18 protein-coding genes are annotated in these 18,932 nt (G+C 61.7%); 17 read left to right on the plus strand and 1 reads right to left on the minus strand.

The features are described 5' to 3' along the window. Window position 1 precedes the first annotated feature (1 nt). The gene (locus HDG37_RS14350) at window positions 2-778 is read left to right on the plus strand and encodes a TrbG/VirB9 family P-type conjugative transfer protein (protein WP_184048482.1); all 777 of its coding nucleotides are present in this window, start codon (window positions 2-4) and stop codon (window positions 776-778) included. Beyond that, window positions 775-2,028 (plus strand): TrbI/VirB10 family protein, encoded by a 1,254-nt coding sequence (locus HDG37_RS14355; RefSeq protein ID WP_184048485.1) that lies wholly within the window; start codon window positions 775-777, stop codon window positions 2,026-2,028. Before HDG37_RS14350 ends, HDG37_RS14355 begins: the two co-directional genes overlap by 4 nt. On the opposite strand, the gene HDG37_RS14360 is transcribed toward HDG37_RS14355, so the two are convergent. Further along, a complete protein-coding gene (locus HDG37_RS14360) occupies window positions 1,998-2,369 on the minus strand; it encodes a hypothetical protein (RefSeq protein WP_184048845.1) in 372 nt (123 codons plus the stop codon). The genes HDG37_RS14355 and HDG37_RS14360 overlap by 31 nt on opposite strands. Here HDG37_RS14360 and virB11 point away from each other — a divergent pair. From virB11 to HDG37_RS14435, 15 genes are all read left to right on the plus strand, one after another. Further along, on the plus strand, window positions 2,284-3,294 hold the full coding sequence (gene virB11 / locus HDG37_RS14365) for a P-type DNA transfer ATPase VirB11 (protein WP_184048487.1): 1,011 nt from the start codon (window positions 2,284-2,286) through the stop codon (window positions 3,292-3,294). The two genes, HDG37_RS14360 and virB11, sit on opposite strands and share 86 nt — an antisense overlap. Then, window positions 3,281-4,087, plus strand: coding sequence for a lytic transglycosylase domain-containing protein (locus HDG37_RS14370; protein ID WP_184048490.1), 807 nt, complete (start codon window positions 3,281-3,283; stop codon window positions 4,085-4,087). The genes virB11 and HDG37_RS14370 overlap by 14 nt, the downstream gene beginning before the upstream one ends. After that, entirely contained in the window at window positions 4,077-4,400 is a 324-nt protein-coding gene (locus tag HDG37_RS14375; RefSeq protein WP_184048493.1) for a hypothetical protein, read from the plus strand. Before HDG37_RS14370 ends, HDG37_RS14375 begins: the two co-directional genes overlap by 11 nt. Before the next feature lie 14 nt (window positions 4,401-4,414). Then, complete coding sequence (locus HDG37_RS14380; RefSeq protein WP_184048496.1) at window positions 4,415-5,077, plus strand: hypothetical protein; 663 nt, start codon at window positions 4,415-4,417, stop codon at window positions 5,075-5,077. A gap of 222 nt (window positions 5,078-5,299) precedes the next feature. Further along, the gene (locus HDG37_RS14385; protein ID WP_184048498.1) at window positions 5,300-5,908 is read left to right on the plus strand and encodes a phospholipase D family protein; all 609 of its coding nucleotides are present in this window, start codon (window positions 5,300-5,302) and stop codon (window positions 5,906-5,908) included. A gap of 11 nt (window positions 5,909-5,919) precedes the next feature. Further along, entirely contained in the window at window positions 5,920-7,398 is a 1,479-nt protein-coding gene (locus HDG37_RS14390) for a hypothetical protein (protein WP_184048500.1), read from the plus strand. A gap of 3 nt (window positions 7,399-7,401) precedes the next feature. Next, window positions 7,402-9,072 carry a type IV secretion system DNA-binding domain-containing protein gene (locus HDG37_RS14395; protein WP_184048502.1) on the plus strand — a complete coding sequence of 557 codons (1,671 nt, stop codon included), beginning with the start codon at window positions 7,402-7,404 and terminating at the stop codon, window positions 9,070-9,072. A gap of 22 nt (window positions 9,073-9,094) precedes the next feature. Then, window positions 9,095-10,387, plus strand: a complete 1,293-nt coding sequence (locus tag HDG37_RS14400) for a DUF1173 domain-containing protein (protein WP_184048504.1) — start codon at window positions 9,095-9,097, stop codon at window positions 10,385-10,387. A gap of 482 nt (window positions 10,388-10,869) precedes the next feature. Further along, window positions 10,870-11,583 (plus strand): hypothetical protein, encoded by a 714-nt coding sequence (locus HDG37_RS14405; RefSeq protein ID WP_184048506.1) that lies wholly within the window; start codon window positions 10,870-10,872, stop codon window positions 11,581-11,583. A 1,677-nt stretch (window positions 11,584-13,260) separates the two neighbouring features. Further along, window positions 13,261-13,539 (plus strand): HU family DNA-binding protein, encoded by a 279-nt coding sequence (locus HDG37_RS14410; RefSeq protein WP_184048507.1) that lies wholly within the window; start codon window positions 13,261-13,263, stop codon window positions 13,537-13,539. A gap of 50 nt (window positions 13,540-13,589) precedes the next feature. Then, on the plus strand, window positions 13,590-13,775 hold the full coding sequence (locus HDG37_RS14415) for an HU family DNA-binding protein (RefSeq protein WP_260334872.1): 186 nt from the start codon (window positions 13,590-13,592) through the stop codon (window positions 13,773-13,775). 398 nt (window positions 13,776-14,173) lie between these two features. Continuing rightward, window positions 14,174-15,049 (plus strand): site-specific integrase, encoded by an 876-nt coding sequence (locus HDG37_RS14420; RefSeq protein WP_121311520.1) that lies wholly within the window; start codon window positions 14,174-14,176, stop codon window positions 15,047-15,049. Window positions 15,050-15,070: 21 nt separating this feature from the next. Further along, window positions 15,071-16,240, plus strand: a complete 1,170-nt coding sequence (locus HDG37_RS14425) for an IS91 family transposase (RefSeq protein ID WP_184048511.1) — start codon at window positions 15,071-15,073, stop codon at window positions 16,238-16,240. A gap of 490 nt (window positions 16,241-16,730) precedes the next feature. Further along, the gene (locus tag HDG37_RS14430; RefSeq protein ID WP_184048514.1) at window positions 16,731-17,486 is read left to right on the plus strand and encodes a hypothetical protein; all 756 of its coding nucleotides are present in this window, start codon (window positions 16,731-16,733) and stop codon (window positions 17,484-17,486) included. Between the two features lie 240 nt (window positions 17,487-17,726). Beyond that, window positions 17,727-18,932, plus strand: a complete 1,206-nt coding sequence (locus HDG37_RS14435) for a hypothetical protein (RefSeq protein ID WP_184048517.1) — start codon at window positions 17,727-17,729, stop codon at window positions 18,930-18,932.

Consider the following 18,932-nt stretch of genomic DNA (forward strand, 5'->3'; position numbering starts at 1 on the left):
CATGAAAGCGATTCGCCACGGCGTGCTGGGATGGTCAATTGGGATTGCGTGCGCCTTTGTGGGTGTGAATGCACAGGCGGCGAAAAATCCACGCTGCGTGATCACGGACAACCGGGTATGCCAGCTTCAGTTCGATCCGAACCAGGTCTACGAAATCACCGGTGTCTATGGATACGCGACGACGATCGAATTCGCGCCTGGGGAGAAGATCCTTAACAAGGCGATCGGCGATTCAATTGGCTGGCAGGTCCTGAAGTTTCGCAATCATCTTGTGCTCAAACCGGTCGAGCCTGATGCAAGAACCAATCTGACGGTCACGACCAGCAATCACGTCTATTACTTCCGCCTGTCCAGTTCGAAGAATCCGGAGCGCGCGACCTATGCGGTCCGCTTCATCTATCCGGCTGACGGAAGCGATGTATGGAGCGACGATTCTGGCGGTGTTTCCGACACATCCTATTCGCAACCCCGCATGGTCAACAGGAATTATCAGGTGTCGGGTGACGAGAGTTCGTTCGGGCTGCAGCGCGTGTTTGACGACGGGCAGTTCACTTACTTTCTGACCACGATCGGCAAGCCCAAGCCGAGCATCTACGTAGTGGACCGGGACGGTACCGAGGCGCTTGCGCCCATGCGCAGGGAAGGGCCGTACCTGGTGGTCGAGCAGATGGCTGACAAATTCACGCTGCGCGATGGCGATCGCACATTGTGCGTGGCGCGCACGACGCAGGCTCAGGCGACGCAGGCGCAGCGTTCACCTTGGGGAGGCGGAAATTGAATACGCCTGACAACCCGAATGATCGTCCGCATGACAGCGGGCCGCCAGGAGGCGAGCCGGGCGGTGCAGGCGACAGCCTGAGCGAGCGCCGGCGCGCAGCTGATGCGCTGCGGCAGACGTCGCTCGCGGCCGATCCTGCGCTCGCCCGGCGCCAGACCTTCTTTACGGTCGCCGGCGTGATTCTGTTCCTGCTGTGTGCCGGTGGGTTCTACGCGATGAAGCATGACGCGCCGGCGCCGTCGGGCAGTTCCGACAAGCCGAAGATTGACGAAGACACGACGAAGGCCGCGCCGCTGGATGCTGGCCGGCAGAAACTTCCCGCGTCGATGGCGGCAGCTGCGTCGGCACCGGCGGCAAGCTCGGGCGTTGATCCGGACGAAGCGCGACGGGCTGCGGAGCGTCAACGTCAGGCGGCCGCAGCGGCTGAGCAGGCTCGCAGAAAAGCCGAGGCAATGCGCGAGGCGCGGATGAAGTCGGGTCTGTTTGGTTCAGACACGGGAGGCGATGGTTCGGACGATGCAGGTGCCGCTTCCGCTGATGCTCAGCAAGGTGAGGCTGGCCTCGGCCGTCGTTCTGGCGGCGACGGTCCGAACGATCCGAATTCGGCTTTCGCGCGCAGTGTTGCGAACGCCGACGATTCGACTGTGAAGGCGCAAAAGATCGAGAACCTGCAATGCAGGATGGAGCCGGGGGCCATCCTTGAAGGCCATCTGCTGCCCCGAATTATCTCCGACCTGCCAGGCTCAATCACGATCATGCTGGATCGGGACGCTTTTGGGGAGAAAGGCCGGATTCCACTGTTGCCGTGGGGCACGCGCATTACAGGCAAACCGAATTCGTCCGTGCGCAAGGGTCAGGAGCGAACCTTTATCGCGAGCGCCGTCGCCTTGCGTCCGGACGGCGTCAAGATCCGTGTGGACTCTCCGGTTGCCGATCAGCTCGGATCGGCTGGCATCGATGCCGACGTTGATAACCACGTTGGCCAGATTCTCGGCATGAGCGCGGCGCTGGCAATCCTTGGCGCCGGTGCATCGAATTACGGGGTGTCGTCCTCGGACCGCAATAACTCATCTTCGATGTACCGCGAGAACGTTCAGTCATCGATGGCCCAGTCGTCGCAGCAGTTACTGGGCGGTTACGTCAACATCCCGCCGACGCTCAAGAATGACCAGGGCACGCGCGTTCGCATTCAGGTGGAGCATGAGCTGGACTTCTCCGACTATTGCAAGCCGGGTTCCGAGGAGGATTGATGGCAACGGATCTCGTTCAATGTGAAGCCGCCGCTAGCGAATTGCGTCGGCAGCTGGACGACGCGGTTGCTGACGCGTTGCAGGCACAGATCTTCAGGGACTTCACCCGGGATGGTGGACAGTATCTGATGCTCGCACAGGCGAAGCTGAAGGCCGTTGCCCGCCAATGTTTCGATGCGCAGGTGTGTCTGGATCGTCCCGCCGTTCAGCAGGCCGGCGCGGTGGCTCGCGCCGAACGCATCCGGGGGCGCTGACATGTCGATCGTGCCGGCATTTTTTAATCGCACTGCGTCCATCCGGCCACTCTTCGATGACGCCGATGTCTCGGAGATCGTGGTCAATGGGCCCGGCGCCGTATGGGTGTCCAGGCGGGGCAAGCGTTTCATGGAACGCGTAGACACCCCCGTTCTGACTGAGAGCACGTTGCGGGACTTCGCCGAGCTGGTCGCGCATCACTCGGATCAGGAGACGGACGCGAGGCGCCCGCTGCTTGCGGCCTCGATTCCCTCGGAACTGACGGGAGAAGGCAATCGCGACTTCCGGATTCAGGTGGTTCAGCCGCCCGCTGTGCCGCCCGGCACGATCGCGATCGCGATTCGCAAACCGTCGACGCTCGATCTGACGATGCAGCACTACATCGACACGGGAGCCTTCGATCGGGTCAATGAACCATTGCCCGATTCTGAGGACACGGCGAGGAAGCTGTCAATGCTGTATCGCGACGGCGATTGGCCCGCCTTCCTGCGGCTCGCAGTCCAGACGAAAAAGAACATTGTGGTGAGCGCGCCGACTTTCGCCGGCAAAACCGAGTTCATCAACATGCTGCTCAAGGAGATCTCGCCGCACGAACGGATCGTCACCATTCAGGATGCACTCGAGCTGAGGCCGCCGCAACTGAACGTGGTGCACCTGGTGTATTCGCGTGGCAATCAGGGTACGGCACAGGTCACGCCAGTTGAATTGATGGAAGGGACATTGCGGCTGTCGCCTGATCGTGTGATCCCGGGCGAACTGCGCGGCGCTGAAGCATACGTCGCGCTCGAAATGCTCAATTCGGGGCACGGTGGCTGGATGACGACGCTGCATGCAACGAGCCCCGAGCACATGTTCGAACGGCTCGCGCAGATGGTCATGCGCTTCGGTTCGACCTTGCAGCGCGCCGAGATTATTGACTATGCCCGCAGTCTCATCGACGTCGTGGTGCAGATGCATCGTTATGACGATGGCGTGCGGGGAATCAGCAAGGTGCTCTATGTTCCACATTAAACCGGCTGTCGCGCCTCTGGCGGTATGCCTGATGCTGCTATCCACTCAGGCGTCACAAGCGGATACGCAGGCCGCGTCCTCATCGGTCCCGGCGTCCTTTGTCTCGCTGGCCCAGGAGTGCGCCCCAGACGTTCATCACGCGCTGCTGGGTCGTGTGGCGACAGTCGAGAGCAGCGGCAATCCATTCGCGATCGGCGTCGTCGGCGGTCATCTTGCGCGCCAGCCAAAGAACCTTCCGGAAGCCCTGGCCACCGTCAGGGCGCTTGACGCCGGCGGCTGGAATTACAGCATGGGACTGGTGCAGGTCAACGTACACAACCTGGCGCGTTACGGACAGACCGCAGAGAGCATTTTCGAGCCCTGCACGAACCTCAGGACCGGTGCCGCGATTCTAAAAGCGTGCTATGCCCGCGCGAAGCCGCAATTTGCGCAGGCTGATGACGCGGTACGTGCGGCGCTGTCCTGTTATTACAGCGGCGATCTGACGCGGGGCGCCGCCTATGCACAAAAGGTGGCGGCTGCCCTCCCGGCGTCCGGTGTGCAGGGGGCGCAGCCGATTGAGGTCGTTCCAGACGTTCGCCCTGCAGGTGGACCCGCACGACGCGCGGCGGCACGGCCAGGGCGCGCCGCAAAGTCCGCGGCCAAAGACGACTGGTTCACGACCTATGGGGACGACGATGAAGACGGTCAGCTCAATGGACAGCCCAATGGACCGATCAGCGGCCAGCTCACCGGCCAGGTGAGCGATACGCGCAAGGCAGTGCGTGCACCCGGAGTGGTCGATGATCAATAACCGGTACCGGCTACTCGCTGCGGCCCTGGTGCTGGACGGCTATGCCGTCACGGCGGCCGTGGCGGCGTCGCAATGGTGGCGTCACTTGCCTGGGGCCGGAGTGCAATTCGCGGCGCTCATGGTGCCGATGTCTTTTTATCTGATGGCGCGACTGATGCGGGAGAGCGGTGTCTGGATCCTGCTGCCGCCCGCGGTTGCCATGATGTGGCTGGCTGCGGTGGCCGCGTCGCCGTTCTGTTTGCTGGGTCTGGCCGTGCGTAACACGTGGGGTGCCTGGCGAACCATGAGGGTCGGGCGCAAGGCGCTTACCTGAGAAGGAGGTGGGATATGACGATTAAAAACGGAAGCAGGCTGATGCTGGTCATGTCGGTGCTCGCTGCTGGTGGTCACGCCGGCATGGCCCGTGCCGATGACGACTACGGATGCCGCATTGTGATCTGCCTGGGCAACCCCTCATCGAATGGCGGCCCGTGGGCGCCGTCTACCTGCGGGCCGGCGATGGATCATCTGATGGACGATCTCCGCCACGGCCGCGGCTGGCCGCAGTGTAAAGACTCGGACATGAGCGTCCGTCAGAACAACACGCCGTACGATCCATGCCCTGCTGGCACAACGGCCGCGGCGGCCGGTGCGTGGGTGGCCGAAGAGCAACGTAAGGCCGGGGCCCGTCCGTATAGCGGCATGAGCGGTTTCGCGCTGGTCGGAACGCCGAAGCCTTCCGTGGCGGATCTCAACAGCGGTTACGCGTATTACGGGCCGCAGGCCTGTGTGGGCAGCCAGGTCGGTGCATATCAGGTGTACGGCGATCCCTCGGGTGATGCATCCGCTGTGAGCAGGCGAGATGGGCGAAGCGCGCGTGACGGTGGCGGAGACGACGGCGATCCAGTCACCGTCACGGTGTATGACCACATCGTCTGGCAACAGCCGCAATCGCCGAACGCGGTCGACGTGTACGAGGCCGGCCAGTTCCAGACACGAATTCATTACTAACAGGGTGGCGGGGATGACTTACGCGGCGGCGCATGGTTGGACACGGGTGGGTCCCTATGAACCGGTTCATCCGACTGGATGGCGAATTGCCAGTTGCATTATTCAGGGTAAGCCTGGACACATTCTTTGGCACGGTGGCGAGACGCAAGGAAATTTTTCTAGTGTTGACGTCGCCGTCGCAAAGCACGTCGAGTTATTGGGTCAGGGCCGGTGAGGGCGAGGATGAGCAGACTCTACCGTTCTCTCAGATCTGCAGCCGTCACGGCGGCCCTGGCGGCCCTGGCGGTTCTTGCCTTTCCCCTTCTGACCTACTCGAGCAGTGCCCAAGCGGAATGTGTAGCCCCTGACGGTCCCGCAATCGACACGGGTTTTTCGCCTGAAGGTTCTGCCGAGCGACTGGTTCTCAAAGCCATCTGTACGGCCCGGCATTCAGTGCACCTGTCGGCGTACAGCTTTACGTCGCCGGCGATCGTGCAGGCGCTGATCGACGCGCATCGGCGCGGCGTTGTCGTGGCGGTGGTTGCCGATCGGAAGAGCAACCTGGTCGAGGATCGCAGCGGCAAAGGCCGCATCGCGCTCGATCTTCTGTCGGGTGCGGGCGTAGGTGTCCGGACGATCGACGTGTATCCGATCCATCACGACAAATTCATGGTGATCGACGGTGAATCGGTCGAGACGGGCAGCTTCAATTACACGACGTCGGCGGCCAGGTACAACAGCGAAAACGCTGTGGTGATGTGGCATGTGCCGGTGGTCGCACAGGCGTATCAGCGGCACTGGCAAAGCCGGTTTAACCAAGGGCGCCCATGGTCCGGGCAGACGTCGAACTGACGGAGGTTTCTATGTTTGAAGACACCGTATTGCGGTTTAGCGACAAGGAGCGTCAGCAACAGCTTGCGGAGCAGGAGCAGGCGCTTGCCCAGCGTCGTGCGAGCCTTGAGGCGCGCCAGAAAAATCTCGCATACCGGCAGGACTGGCTTAAAAGGGAGCCGCGCGCAGTCGCGCAGGCGGTCGAGCGCGAGGACCAGCAGCGCCGTGAAGACAGGCAGCTCGCGACCGATGCCAAAGCGCTCAAGACACGTTTTGGTCTGAGAGACGGTGAGCTGATCGACACCGCCGCGATGCGCGGCGCGCTTGAACAGGCGTTAGCCGAAAAAGAAGTCGAGCAGGCGCAGCGGGCCGAGCAGATTACCGATCGGGCGTCGCTTCTAGCGGGTCTGAACAAGCTGGCGTTGATCGATGCGAAGAAGACCGCCGAGATCCTTCATGCGAACAAGGATCTGAATGTGGTGCGCGAATGGAGCCGGCAGGAAGTTGCCGACATGTTCGCGAAAGCGCAGGCGCGCGTCGACGACAAGGGCGCCACTCACACCTACCCCAAGACGCTCCATGGCTGGGCGAAATCGTTGGAAGCCCGCAGTCGGGAACTGGATCTTGCGGAGATCAAGCTCGATGCACAGGAGCAGGCATTACGGGCGCAGGTGCGCCGTGCGATCGAGGGGCCGGAGAAGACCGGGGCGCGGCCCGTCGCGGAGCAGGCCGCGCAGAAGGCCGCAGACCGTACGGTAGAGGTGGCGGCGGGCGTGGGTGACGCATCGTCCGGGGCCGCGAAAGAGAGCATCAGTATTGATACGTCTCTGGAGACATTGAAAGATCCGGCCAAATTTGCAGCGACTGTCGATACGGTTGCGAAGACGACGGGGGTTAGTGCTGAACAGGCCAAAGCCACGCTCGAAATGCTGCGTGAAACGAAAGAGGCCCACGCCGGCAGGGAGCCAGAAGCGGCGACGTCTGACAAGGCCGCGATCGATGCCGCGCGCAATGCGTTCTTCGCGCGCGGCAGTGGGAAGAGTATGGCGCCCGTCGGGAAGGTAACAGAGAAGGCCGCGGAGAAACCGACGGCGGAAAAGTCGAACGTCATCGAAATGGGCGCTGGCAAGCGAACGCCGTCAGCTGCGCCAATGGAGAACAGTGGCCAGACACCGGAGGCAAGGAAGTCCGTCGACGGGGTTGCGGGTTTCAGGAAACCTGGCCGAAACAGAACGAAGGATGCCGCCGACCGGGGCGCTACAGCTGCCGGCAAGCCGGCCGACGCTGGCAAGACGCAGCAGGCGGAAGGGGCCAGCGTCGCGCGTGCCGACGCAGGACCACGGAAGAAATTTTCCGAGCTGAATGCGCATGAAAGGCTTGAGCGTCGCGCCGAGTTCTTCGGGAACCTGCGCGAGTCGGCCGGCTTTACGCGCGATGGCAAGCAGGCGGTCTCGGAACGGGCCAAGGAGGCCGTGAGGCCGGGAAAGCAACGTGAAGGGCACGGACTCTGACCCATGCAAAAGCACGAGGTCGTGATGATGCAGTGGACGGGCGCGGTGCTCGCGCTTGTTCTTGGCCTTTGCGTGTCCTTCACACTTGCAGGTTATCCGCCGCTGTCATTTCCTGCTGGGATCATTCACGGTTTCTTGGCGGCTGTGCGTGATCCCCTGCTTTTCTGGGGTGCTGTGCCGGGTGTGGCGCTTGCAGCGGGTGCCGCATGGGCGTGCCATGAATACCTGTTCAACGGCTTTGAAGGCTACCGGTACGCCAGATTCATCCGTGGCACGAAGATGGAAAACCGGCATCAGCTGAGCAACCGGATCACGCGACATAACAACCAGTACCGCAAACAGGCCGTGAAGCATGGCGATGCACCGCGCGCGCCAGTCGCGGTGTGCGGTGTCGAGATGCCCACGGATCTGGAAACGCAGAACCTGATCATCGTGGGTGCGCCCGGCACCGGGAAGAGTCAGGCAATCAATGGCCTGGTCGCGTCGGCACTGCGCCGTGATGACCGCATGGTGGTGGTCGATCCGAACGGTTCGCTCATGTCGCGTTTCTATCTGCCTGGCGATGTGGTGATCAACCCGTACGACGCTCGATGCGTCGGCTGGTCGCTGTTCAACGAGGTCGATCATGGCTTCGACTTCGAGCGCCTCGCGCATTCGGCGATTCCGCCGCAGAACGGGGACCAGGCCGAAGAGTGGGCAGGGTACGCGCGTGCGGTGCTCGCGGACACGATGAACAAGCTTGACCAGGACGACATGCGCGACATGGTGACGTTGACGGATCTGCTTGTGCGTGAGCAGCGCCCTGTGTTGCAGAAGTACCTCGAGGACACGGATTCGGTGGGCTTCTTCGCGAAGGATGCAGACCGGGCGACGGCCAGCATCATCTTTACGCTGAACAGGTACATCCGGCCACTGCGGCGCATTCCCGATGGCGATTTTTCAATCCGGCGCTGGATGAGCGATGAAAACGGCGGGAACATCTGGCTTACGTGGCGCGAGGACCAGCGCACGGCGCTGGGTCCGACGATCCCGGTTTGGCTCGATCTGATCTACGCGATGATCCTCAGCGAAGCGCCGACTTTTGACCGGCGACTGTGGGTATACAAGGACGAACTCGCCTCGCTCGGCCGTCTCTACAGTTTCGAGGCTGCGGTCTCGAAGGGGCGCAAACATGGCCTGTGTGTGGTTGGCGGTGTTCAGGATCTCGTCCAGATGGACATGCAGCTGGGCGAACTGCCCGCGAAGGCCGTGCTGTCGTGCTTCCGTAGCCTGCTTGCGATGGGCGGCGCCAATGCCCTGACGACCAAACGCATGTCCGAGATGATTGGTACGCACGAAGTGGAGCGCCATCCGATCGGCGTGCAGGGACAGTGGCGTATCAATACACGCGAGCGCCGCCGAGAGTCGGAGCATGTCGTCACGTCGTCGCAGATATCGAACCTGCCCGACCTGAACGGCTACCTGAAATACGGCAAGGATTGGCCGCTTGCAAAGATCCGGTTCGGCGTGCGCGATTATCCGGTGCGTGTGCCTGCTTACATCGAGGCACTCCGGCGTGACGTTCTTCCGTCAACCGCTGTTTCCGAAGCTGTTAATCCAGCGCTTGCTTCGCAGGGCGAACCCGGGACGAATGCAATCATCATCGGCGCGACCCTTCCTTCAACGCAGTCGTAGAGACATCGATAGAGGTAACGCTATGAGCGAGTTTCGATTCGATGACGTGATTGTTGCGGCTATTGCCGATGACCTGCAGACGTATCTTGCCGGTGCCCACAGCGAGAAGGTTCGGCCGCTGTGCATGTGTACGCCGGTCGGCGTCCCGATGTATGTCGCAAGAGTCGGCGAACATTATGTGATCAAGCGCATGCCTAATACGGGGGGGGCACATGCGCCGGACTGTGTGTCCTACGAGCCGCCGGCGGAACTCTCCGGACTGGGCGAGGTGAAAGGTGAGGCTATTCGGGAGAACATCGAGGACGGTTTTACCACGCTCAGGCTCGATTTCAGCCTGTCGAAGTCTGGTGGTAACGGGGCGCCGGCATCCTCGGGCGTGGCGGCCGACACGGTCCGCACAGACGGCGCAAAGCTGACGTTGCGCGGCACCTTGCACTACCTCTGGGAAGAAGCTGGGCTGAATCGCTGGTATCCGGCGATGGAGGGCAAGCGCAGATGGTACGTCGTGCGCAAATTCCTGCTGCAGGCTGCGGCCGGCAAGGTGTCCAGGGGGGAGCCGCTGGGGCGGTCACTGTATGTGCCAGAGTCGTTCTCGCTGGAGCATGCGGCTGGCATTACACAGCGCCGCATCGCTCACATGGCAGAGCTGGCCATCAACAGGAAAGGCCGCAAACTGATGATCGCGATTGGAGAAGTGAAGGAGATTGCGGAGTCGCGCTATGGCTTCAAGATCGTCGCGAAACACCTTCCCGACTTTCCGTTCATGCTGAGTGAGGATCTGCATCGGCGACTGCAGAAGCGTTTTGCCAATGAACTGGCACTGTGGGACAGCATTGAAGACGCGCACCTCGTGTTCATTGCAACGTTCGGGCTGAGCCCGACCGGGATCGCAACGATCGAGACGCTGGCCCTCATGGTCGTGTCGTCCAACTGGATTCCATTCGAGCACGCTTACGACAAGCTGATGCTCGATGCGCTCACGGCGCACAAGCGCCGCTTCGTAAAGGGCCTTCGTTACAACCTGGCGGAAAACAAGCCGCTCGCCTGCGCGGTGCTGGCTGATGTGTTACCGAAGCCCGTTGCGCTGTATGTGCAGCCGCCCGGCGTCGAACAGGAAGACGAGGATGCTTTGTCGAGCTTGATCGACGACAGCGATATGCCGTCATGGATCTGGCGTGCGGGCGAAGAGATGCCAGAGTTGCCGCCGCCATCGTTGGCTCGGGCTACGAAACCATGGATCCGTACGGCAGACGCGTTGAACGAGGTCTATGCGTCCGCGGCCGCATCGTCACCGAAACAGGCGACTGCACGGTGAGAAGCGGCTTACTGACTCCGCATCGACTGGAAATTATTTCTATGTTCAGCAGGAGTGCATAGCGCACGACAAAACGGAACTCACAAAAGAAAAACCCTCGCCTGGCAGCGAGGGTCGTTCTTGACGACAGCCAGCACCGGAAAAAGTGCTAGATGCATCAACTTCAGTGACTGAAGTCGATTCTAGCAACTACTCATTCGGTGTCAAGCGTCGTCGGTGAGCGTTTGATCGCAAAAGATGAGTGACCCCATGAATCGACGACTACCCAAAGGGGCCAGACGGTTCCTTTCCATTCCTGACGCAATGTCCACGACACTACGCTCGATGAGGCGACGCAGGCGAAGGGCGTTTCGCTGTCCGGTTTTCTGATCCTACGCTGCATCTGCCCCGGAATGTCCGGTCACCTGCATGCTCGTCGTGTCGCGGCACTCCCGCCCGGGCTACCCACCCCTCCGAGGACAGGGGCGGGCGGGATTCCACGTTTGCTGACCGAACTCATGCACCGCCTTGGACGCTATCTCGACGCGCCGGATGACTGGTTGCCGAGTCTGAACCGGGCAAACGGCTCGACACGCCAGCAACGTACTGAACGAAGCGTTGCCTGCGTGCAGCTGCTGCGCGCGAGTCTCAAATACCTCGATCTGGTGACCATGCGCGTAGGTGTCCCGTCAGTGGGACGCGGGATGCAGAACGTGACGCTGCGCTTTCTCGCCGGGCAAGCCGGGCTTGATATGCGTCGTGCGGAGCGCGCGACGCGTGACCTGCAGGCAGCGGGGTTGACCTCGGCGCGATCACGCTGCGAGCGCGGGAAGGACGGTAGCTTTAAAGGGCTTGCCGCAATCAGATATCTACCGGAAGCACTGTTTGGCGCATTCGGCCTCGCCAAGTGGTTGCGGCACGAGCGCAGCAAGGCTGCGCTGCGCCAGCAACTGCGTACAGCCGCTGACGCCAAACAGTGCCGTCGCAACACGCGCGAAAATGCGCGCGGCCAATTGTGGCTCGAAAGCCTGAAAAATCGCGTGTCAAAATGCCCCGACCCGGCGCGGTCGGCGCCGGATGACGGAGACGCCGGTCTTGCCGCCGAGTTCGAGCGCCAGGTTCAGATCCGGGCCGGCCAGATCAAGCAGAACGATCCTTCCCTCGACCGTGACGTTTGTTTCAGGCTTGCGCGCCAGCAGCTGGTGCCTCCCCGATAGTTCTACCTTCACATGCTTTCTCCGACGACCCGCTTGCCGCGAGGAACGGGCACGTCCGGATGCGCCGTGCAGCGGCCGAATGGCCCGGTGAGCGCGTATCCAGCGCATCCACACTCAGAAACCTGCGGCATTGCGTCGCTTGCATGCGTCGTCGTCTGACCTTGTCCACATCAAAACCATGCACAGTCGAATAAGTGTCGGGGCGATTGAGCATTAAGTGTCGGTTCTTAATCACCGTTTCTTTTCACTACTCTCCAACGGGCAATAGCGGTCAGTCGCGTAAAGACTTGCTTGGTGAGTGATGCGTGGCGGTTGCGGTAGTCCGTCACGCGATCGACGCTGACCTTGGGCGGCATTGGAGGTGCGTCGAGCAATTGCAGGAAAACGACGAATTGGGGCTGCTGCCTACCTGCACTCCGCAAATCGTGGTTCGGGATCCGCTGGAGGGCTCACGGTGGAACGCGGCTCAGAATGCGGCGGGTGATCTGTAATCGCCGCCTTTTTGATGACCCGCACACGATAAGCGGTGGCTGCGTACGAAAATGCCCAACGTGCGTCGCTGGTCAACGATGGACGCGACGCGTTGGCCCCTACATAGGCGCGCAAGGCTCATCTCGAATCCGTCTCCGATGCGCTACTGCTTGATGACGGCATGGATCTGCCGATGACGGATTCGATGCCGCGCAAGGGCTTGCCGCTTGCGAATGGAAAGCGCAATTCTTGAATTCCGCAGGTCGTCGGCCTAATAAACCATGCTGCCGATGTGGTGGATTCCCTGCCCGATCCGGGAAGATCTCGCCGTCGTCGATCGACAAAATGGCACCAGACGCAACTAACTGTCAGATTTCCCCGCCGACCTAGCCGAACATCAAAAGCAGTTCCGCAGCGGCGGGCGCGTGAGCCCATGAGAGAACGAAGCCTGATTTTCACTGTGTTTGCGACTTGCATCGGCCTTCCGAGCCGGTTCGAATACAACCGACTCCGTATTTTGACCTGGATGCGAGCTAAGCACGCGGCGGATGCGCGCAGGTGTAACCGGGCCCGAGCTACCTGACCTCGCCACTTCGACGGTTGCGGCGTAGAACCATAACGCTTGACCTGTCGCGAGGGAGTTCCGAGACTTGATGCATTAAATGCAGTTTTGGTAATAGCAGTTATCAAAACTGGGAGGGGCATCGAAAATCGCCCGTCACGCCGTTCTGCTTTTCGTCCCCGGGCGCCCGCGAGGAGCCGCCCGAAGTGAGTTCGCGAGGCATGGTGCGTAGCCGGGAGGCGTGGCGAGCGCGCGGCCGGCGACGGCCCGGAGCCGGGCGAGGACGCCGGCCGCTGACCGCGCCGTCAGCGGGAAGGGGAGGGCGTACAAGGAGATCCGTCGCTCCAAATGGCGATATTGCATCCCGGGCCAACGGTTTCCGGCGCGCAACGCGTGACGGCTGCATTGCGGGGGGCGGTTGGTGAGCGCGCGCCGTTCGTGATCGTTCGACGGGCGACGGCATCGCTGGCACCGCGGGATACTGGGCCGCCCCACAAAGGGTGACCTTTCACGGCCATGCCACCGCTGGGCACCGTTGGGTGCATGGAGGTCAGCGCCGTTGGCGCCTCTCTTGAGCCGGTTGCGCACCGGTGCGGGAATCGGGTAGGGTGCGGCATTCAACCCCCAACCTGAAGGACACCACCATGAACAAGCAGGACCTCGTCGACGCTGTCGCCGCAAAAACGGGCACCAGTAAAGCCTTGGCCGCCGAAACGCTCGACGCGCTGCTCGGCGCCATCACAGCGACCGTCACGAAAGGTGACACCGTGCAGCTAATCGGCTTCGGGGCGTTTTCCACAGGCGCGCGCGCCGCGCGTGTCGGCCGCAACCCGGCGACCGGCGCCGAAATCCAGATCCCGGCCGCGAAAACGGTCAAGTTCACCGCGGGTAAGGCATTCAAGGATGCGGTGAACGTCGCCTGAGGACGTCCAACCCGATCACCCTTCATTTCGGGGCAGCGGCCCATGATGGTCTGAAGGGGCGGATAGTTGTGGGCGACACCGTGCAGCTGATCAGGTTCAGTTCGTTTTCGGCGGGCGCACGGCCTCCCCAGGTCGCCCGGAATCCAGCGACCGGCGCGGACATCCAGATTCCTGCGGCGAAGACGGCCGAATTGACGGCGGCAAATGCATTTACGGCTGCAGTGAGAGGCACCTGAGCCGGAGGCGTTGAACGCCGGGTCTTTCCATCGCGGCAGTTGCAACGTCGTCCAGTCGCTCGCCCGTGCAAGCCGGCTCGCAAGGAAGGGCCGCCCGGGCCGCCAGCACATCGTTGTCAGCGGCGGCGATGAGCGCAAGGCGGCCTTTCTGAACTCCGCGACGCTATCGGCAGTTGATTTAGCCCGCCGGGTAACTATATGATTGAAGTACCGAAAAGGAGGTCCCATGAAAGTCGTTCGCAGCAAGCGTCTCGAAAACGTCCTGAAAGACCCGAAGGACTAAACCGCTCGCGCGGTAGGGGCTGCGGTCTGACGCTGGAGGTGAGGGAGAGGCCGGTCACGCGGCTTTATGTTGGCGAATGAGGCAATCCGCCTCGTTCTTCAGCAGGAGCCGAATCATGACCTCCTTACCAGCAAACGTCAGCCCATTGCGCCAGCGCATGATCGACGACATGCGCATGCGCCAGCTTGCCCCCAAGACGCAGGACATCTATCTGCACATCGTGCGTGAGTTCACCCGGTTTCTCGGGCGCTCACCTGACACGGCCACCGTCGAGGACCTGCGGCGCTACCAGCTCTATCTCGTCGACCATGGCACATCGGCCGTGTCGCTGAATCACGCGATCACCGGACTGAAGTTCTTCTTTACGGTGACGCTCGACCGGCCCGAGCTGATGGTCAGGATGCGACCCGTGCGCGTGCCCCGCGTATTGCCCGTCGTGCTCAGTCCCGACGAAGTGCGGCGGCTTATCGAGGCCGCCGGCAACCTGAAGCACCAGAGCGCGCTGTCGGTCGCGTACGGCGCGGGGCTACGCGCCAGCGAAGTGGTCGCGCTGAAGGTCGCCGACGTCGACAGCGAACGCATGACACTGCGTATCGAGCAGGGCAAGGGCCGTCGTGACCGCTATGCCATGCTCTCGCCGGTGCTGCTCGAGCGTCTGCGTGTGTGGTGGCGCGTGGCCCGTGCGCAGGGCAAGATGCCCGATGGTGGGTGGCTGTTTCCCGGGCTCGATCCGCTCGATCAGTTGAGCACGCGGCAACTGAACCGCGCCATTCATGCCGCCGCCGAGGCTGCGCACATCGACAAACGTGTATCCATGCACACGCTGAGGCACAGCTTCGCGACACACCTCCTTGAACAGAAGGTAGACATCCGCGTGATCCAGGTGCTGCTCGGCCATGCCAAGCTCGAGAACACCGCGCTCTACGTCCAGGTGGCCACCGACCTGCTGCGCGAGGTCACCAGTCCGCTGGACCGTCTGCCCTCCGAGTAGGCCCGCGCGCTGTAGCGCCTCATGCTGGAGGTTGCGGACATCTTCCGCAGCCACGGGCCAGTGTGGCGAGCCACCGCACACCTGAGCCTGGGGCAGCTGAAGGTCATGTCGGCCATCGAACGGTGCCGCACGGCGGCACTGGGCGGACATGTGCTGCGCTGTTCAGGCTGCGCAAGCTCAGAGGTGTCCTTCAACTCATGCAGGAACCGGCATTGCCCGAAGTGCCAGGCCAGCGCCGCACACCGCTGGCTGCAGGCACGCCAGGCCGATCTGCTACCCGTGGAATACTTCCACGTCGTCTTCACGCTGCCCGCGCCCATCAGTGCGATCGCCTGGTATAACAAACGAATCATCTACGGCCTGCTGCTCGACATCGCCGCCGAAACGCTGCGCACGATCGCCGCAGATTCCAGACACCTCGGCGCGCAGCTCGGAGCCACGCTCGTACTGCACACCTGGGGCTCGGCACTCACCCATCATCCACATGTGCACGGCATCGTACCCGGCGGCGGACTCTCGCCTGATGGCGAGCGCTGGATCGCGTGCCGGCCCGGCTTCTTCCTGCCGGTACGAGTGCTCTCACGCCTGTTCCGCCGGCGCTTCCTCGAAGCGCTCGAAGTGGCCCACCGGCACGACCAGTTGCACTTCTTCGGCGAGTACACCGGGCTCGCTGATCCCGCCACCTTCGCCCAGTGGCTTGCGCCGCTACGCACCTGCGAATGGGTGGTCTATGCCAAGCGCCCGTTCGCCGGACCGAAGGCGGTGCTCGAGTACCTCTCACGCTACACGCACCGCGTTGCCATCTCCAACCAGCGCCTCGTCGACTTCAATGAGCACGGTGTGACGTTCCGCTGGAAGGACTACCGCGCGAAGGGGCGCACCCGCTACAAGACCATGACCCTCGAAACCGGCGAGTTCATCCGCCGCTTCCTGCTCCATGTGTTGCCCGGTGGTTTCCATCGGATCCGTCACTACGGGCTGCTCGCCAACCCGATGCGCCGCGCCAGTCTCGCCAGGATTCGCGACCTGCTGCATGTCGCACCCCAGATCAGCCCGCCACCGCACGACGCCACCGCCGAAACCCGGCCCGTCTTCATCTGCCGGCACTGCGGGGCCCCGATGATCGTCGTCGACATCCTCGCGCGCAGCGCCCCGATCCGCGCACCGCCGGTGTGCCGGGGTCAGACATGAGCACAACGGTGCCCCGATATCTGAACCGACCGTCGGCTTTGCGGCAACGCGGCCCACGAGCGGACGTTTGCGCCTGGCGCTTCGCAAAGCGCCTTCCGCGTCTGCTTCACCATCGTGATTGCACGCCAACACCGCTTCGCTACGGCGTCAGCGCACCTCCACCATCCCGCCTGCCTGCGCAGCAGCCGACATCGCTGAGCATCCTCACCTATCAATCCCCATAGCGGCAAGTGCCGATCACGTCGGAGCACTCCGCGGTTTCCTCCATCGGGTTTATTCGACGCCTGCCGGCACGCGCGGAGGCATTCACATTCCTGCGGCCGATGGCAGGCATCGAATAAACCTTAACGAAGGCGGCCGAGCAACTGCGTACTTTTTTGGCGTCGGCCTCGCTCACCAACCCCAGCGACGTGGAAATCACTGTCCGGGATTCCAACGGTAACGCCGTGCGCTATCAGCCCAGACTCGTCCGCGTGGCCGGGTCAGGCGCATGAACGTAGCATTTCCGGCCCTATTTCTCTTTCTCGTCGTTCTTCCTGGTTTCCTCTTCCGCCAGTTCTTCCAGCGCAACGAAGTTCGCACTTTTGATCACGCCCCGTTCAGCGCAGTGGTTCTGAAGGCGCTGTTGTGTGCTGCGCTGTTCAATGGCGCTGCTGTCATTGCCGCCAGGATCGCGGGGTATGTGATAGAACTGGGCGATATTGTCCGCCTTCTAGTGGGCGGCGCATCTTCCCTCAAAGACCTGGACGGACGCCTAACTTGGCTCAATCTCCATCCCGTCACGGGCGTGGGCTATTTCGTGCTCACCACCGGCCTTGCGCTCGTCGCAGCTTTCATCTGGCGTGGCGCGGTACAGTACTGGGAACTAGACCGGATGGGACATCCACTGGCTGGCGTCGCGCGCGGCGATGCTCCTTGGTATTACTTGTTTTCCGGGCTCGACCACCCGAGGGAAGATGCGATCGACGGCGCGATGGTTGCTGCCGTGGTCGAATTCAAAGAAGGATCATTCCTATACACCGGCGTTCTCGGCGATTACGAAGTGAACGTCGACGGACAACTAGATAGACTATTGCTGGTTCAGGCGCAACGCCGCAAGCTTGAGACCGACCGGAAGTACGACGCGACGAACGACCAGTTCATTGAAGGCCCGACACGGTTTTACCCGATCGCGGGAGATGTGTTCGTGCTTCGGTATGAAGAGGTCAAGACTCTCAACGTCACTTATCTCACTCTTGACGGATGAATAACCGGTGGAGCCCGCACCCAAGATCAGCGCGGTGAACGGTTTCGGGCGTCAGCGTTCTTGGTTCGCCACAGCGGTGCGCATGTCGGGCACTACAATCAGCCTCCGGAAGCGACAATGGAGGACGCCAATTAAGGCCTTGGTAAATGCTGATATAGTCGCGCGCTCCTGATGCAATCCGCGCTAAGTGCGCAGCCTTGATGACAACGACCGGCAAGACTAAAGAATGTAAACGGGACCATGATCGATCGAGAGGCTGGAGACAAGAAGAAGGGCGACCGTTTTCAAAAGCTGCGGGCATGTATCCGCCTGCTTTCGGAGATCGGACTCGACCGGAATAATCGCATTTACTGTGCGATCGAGCTGCTTGAAGATTCCCTTCTAATTCGCGAGCAGGGCGACGATGCGCCGTGCGTCGAGGAGAACAAAAACTATGGCTCTTCGCTGACGTTCAATTCGTCGCCGGTCAGGAATACGGTCGTTGCCTTCATCGACCTGGATTCCCGGTTCCTTGGCAATTCGCCGATCCGGTTCAGCTTTTACGCTTCTGCCACGGTCGGCGAAGAGCGGTTTGACAAGTCGCTTTTCGAGCGGGCCGGTCTTGTCTCCCCGGGCAAGTCGTCGATCCTGAAAAAGTTGTGCGCGAAGGAGCCGCTATCAGGGGATGACGTTGCGCTGTGTAAGGCGTCAATTCTTGACGAGTACGCGAAGCAGTATGCCGACATCGCCGGCCACGGCCATCTGGCTGCAATCTCTGCGTGGACGCCGGAGCAGTTCGGACAGTTCCTGTCCAAGGTCGAGTGGATAGTGACGACGGACGGCAACGCTGAGCTAGAGGACGCGGCAGTCGATTGTGTGAGGAAGTGCCCGTTCTACAGCCATCGCCATGAAGGCATGGAGTCGGTAATCGTCGGCGCGATCTGCAGCGAGTTTGAGAGACGTTCCGAGCACGGAGTGCCGATGGCGCGGCTTCTAGGCACCCCTGATATCGAGAATATTTTCCTAAGAACCCTTGGCGTCCAGCCACAGGGAAAGCCGCTTGATCCTGCGCACGAGAGCTGGAACGAGATCGACGTAACCGACATGCGAAGTCTTCAAGAGAAGATCGAAGCCGTAACGGCTAGCTACCCGCCGAAAGGTCTGAGACGCTTGAAACGCCGGGTGGGTCTGGCAAAGGACGAGGCGCGCCTGTGGCAGCGGGAGTATGTGTCCTTGCGACGCAGGGTATATGACGTCTGCGAAGATGTTCTCGATGCGAACCGGCATGGGCGTACATCGCCGCTAACGCCGGCGGAAATCGACGCCATCCTCGCAGACATGGTCACCCGGTCGATGGAAGAGCTGACGCGTCTGAACAAGACGTACCACTACCGAATACAGGACGAAATCACGTTGCGCGGAGCGATCCTGTCGCTGTTCGATGAATGCTATCTGGCGTTTGACTGA

Origin of the sequence: Paraburkholderia sp. MM5384-R2 (genome assembly GCF_014201025.1) — a bacterium.
GTDB classification, from domain to species: domain Bacteria; phylum Pseudomonadota; class Gammaproteobacteria; order Burkholderiales; family Burkholderiaceae; genus Paraburkholderia; species Paraburkholderia tuberum.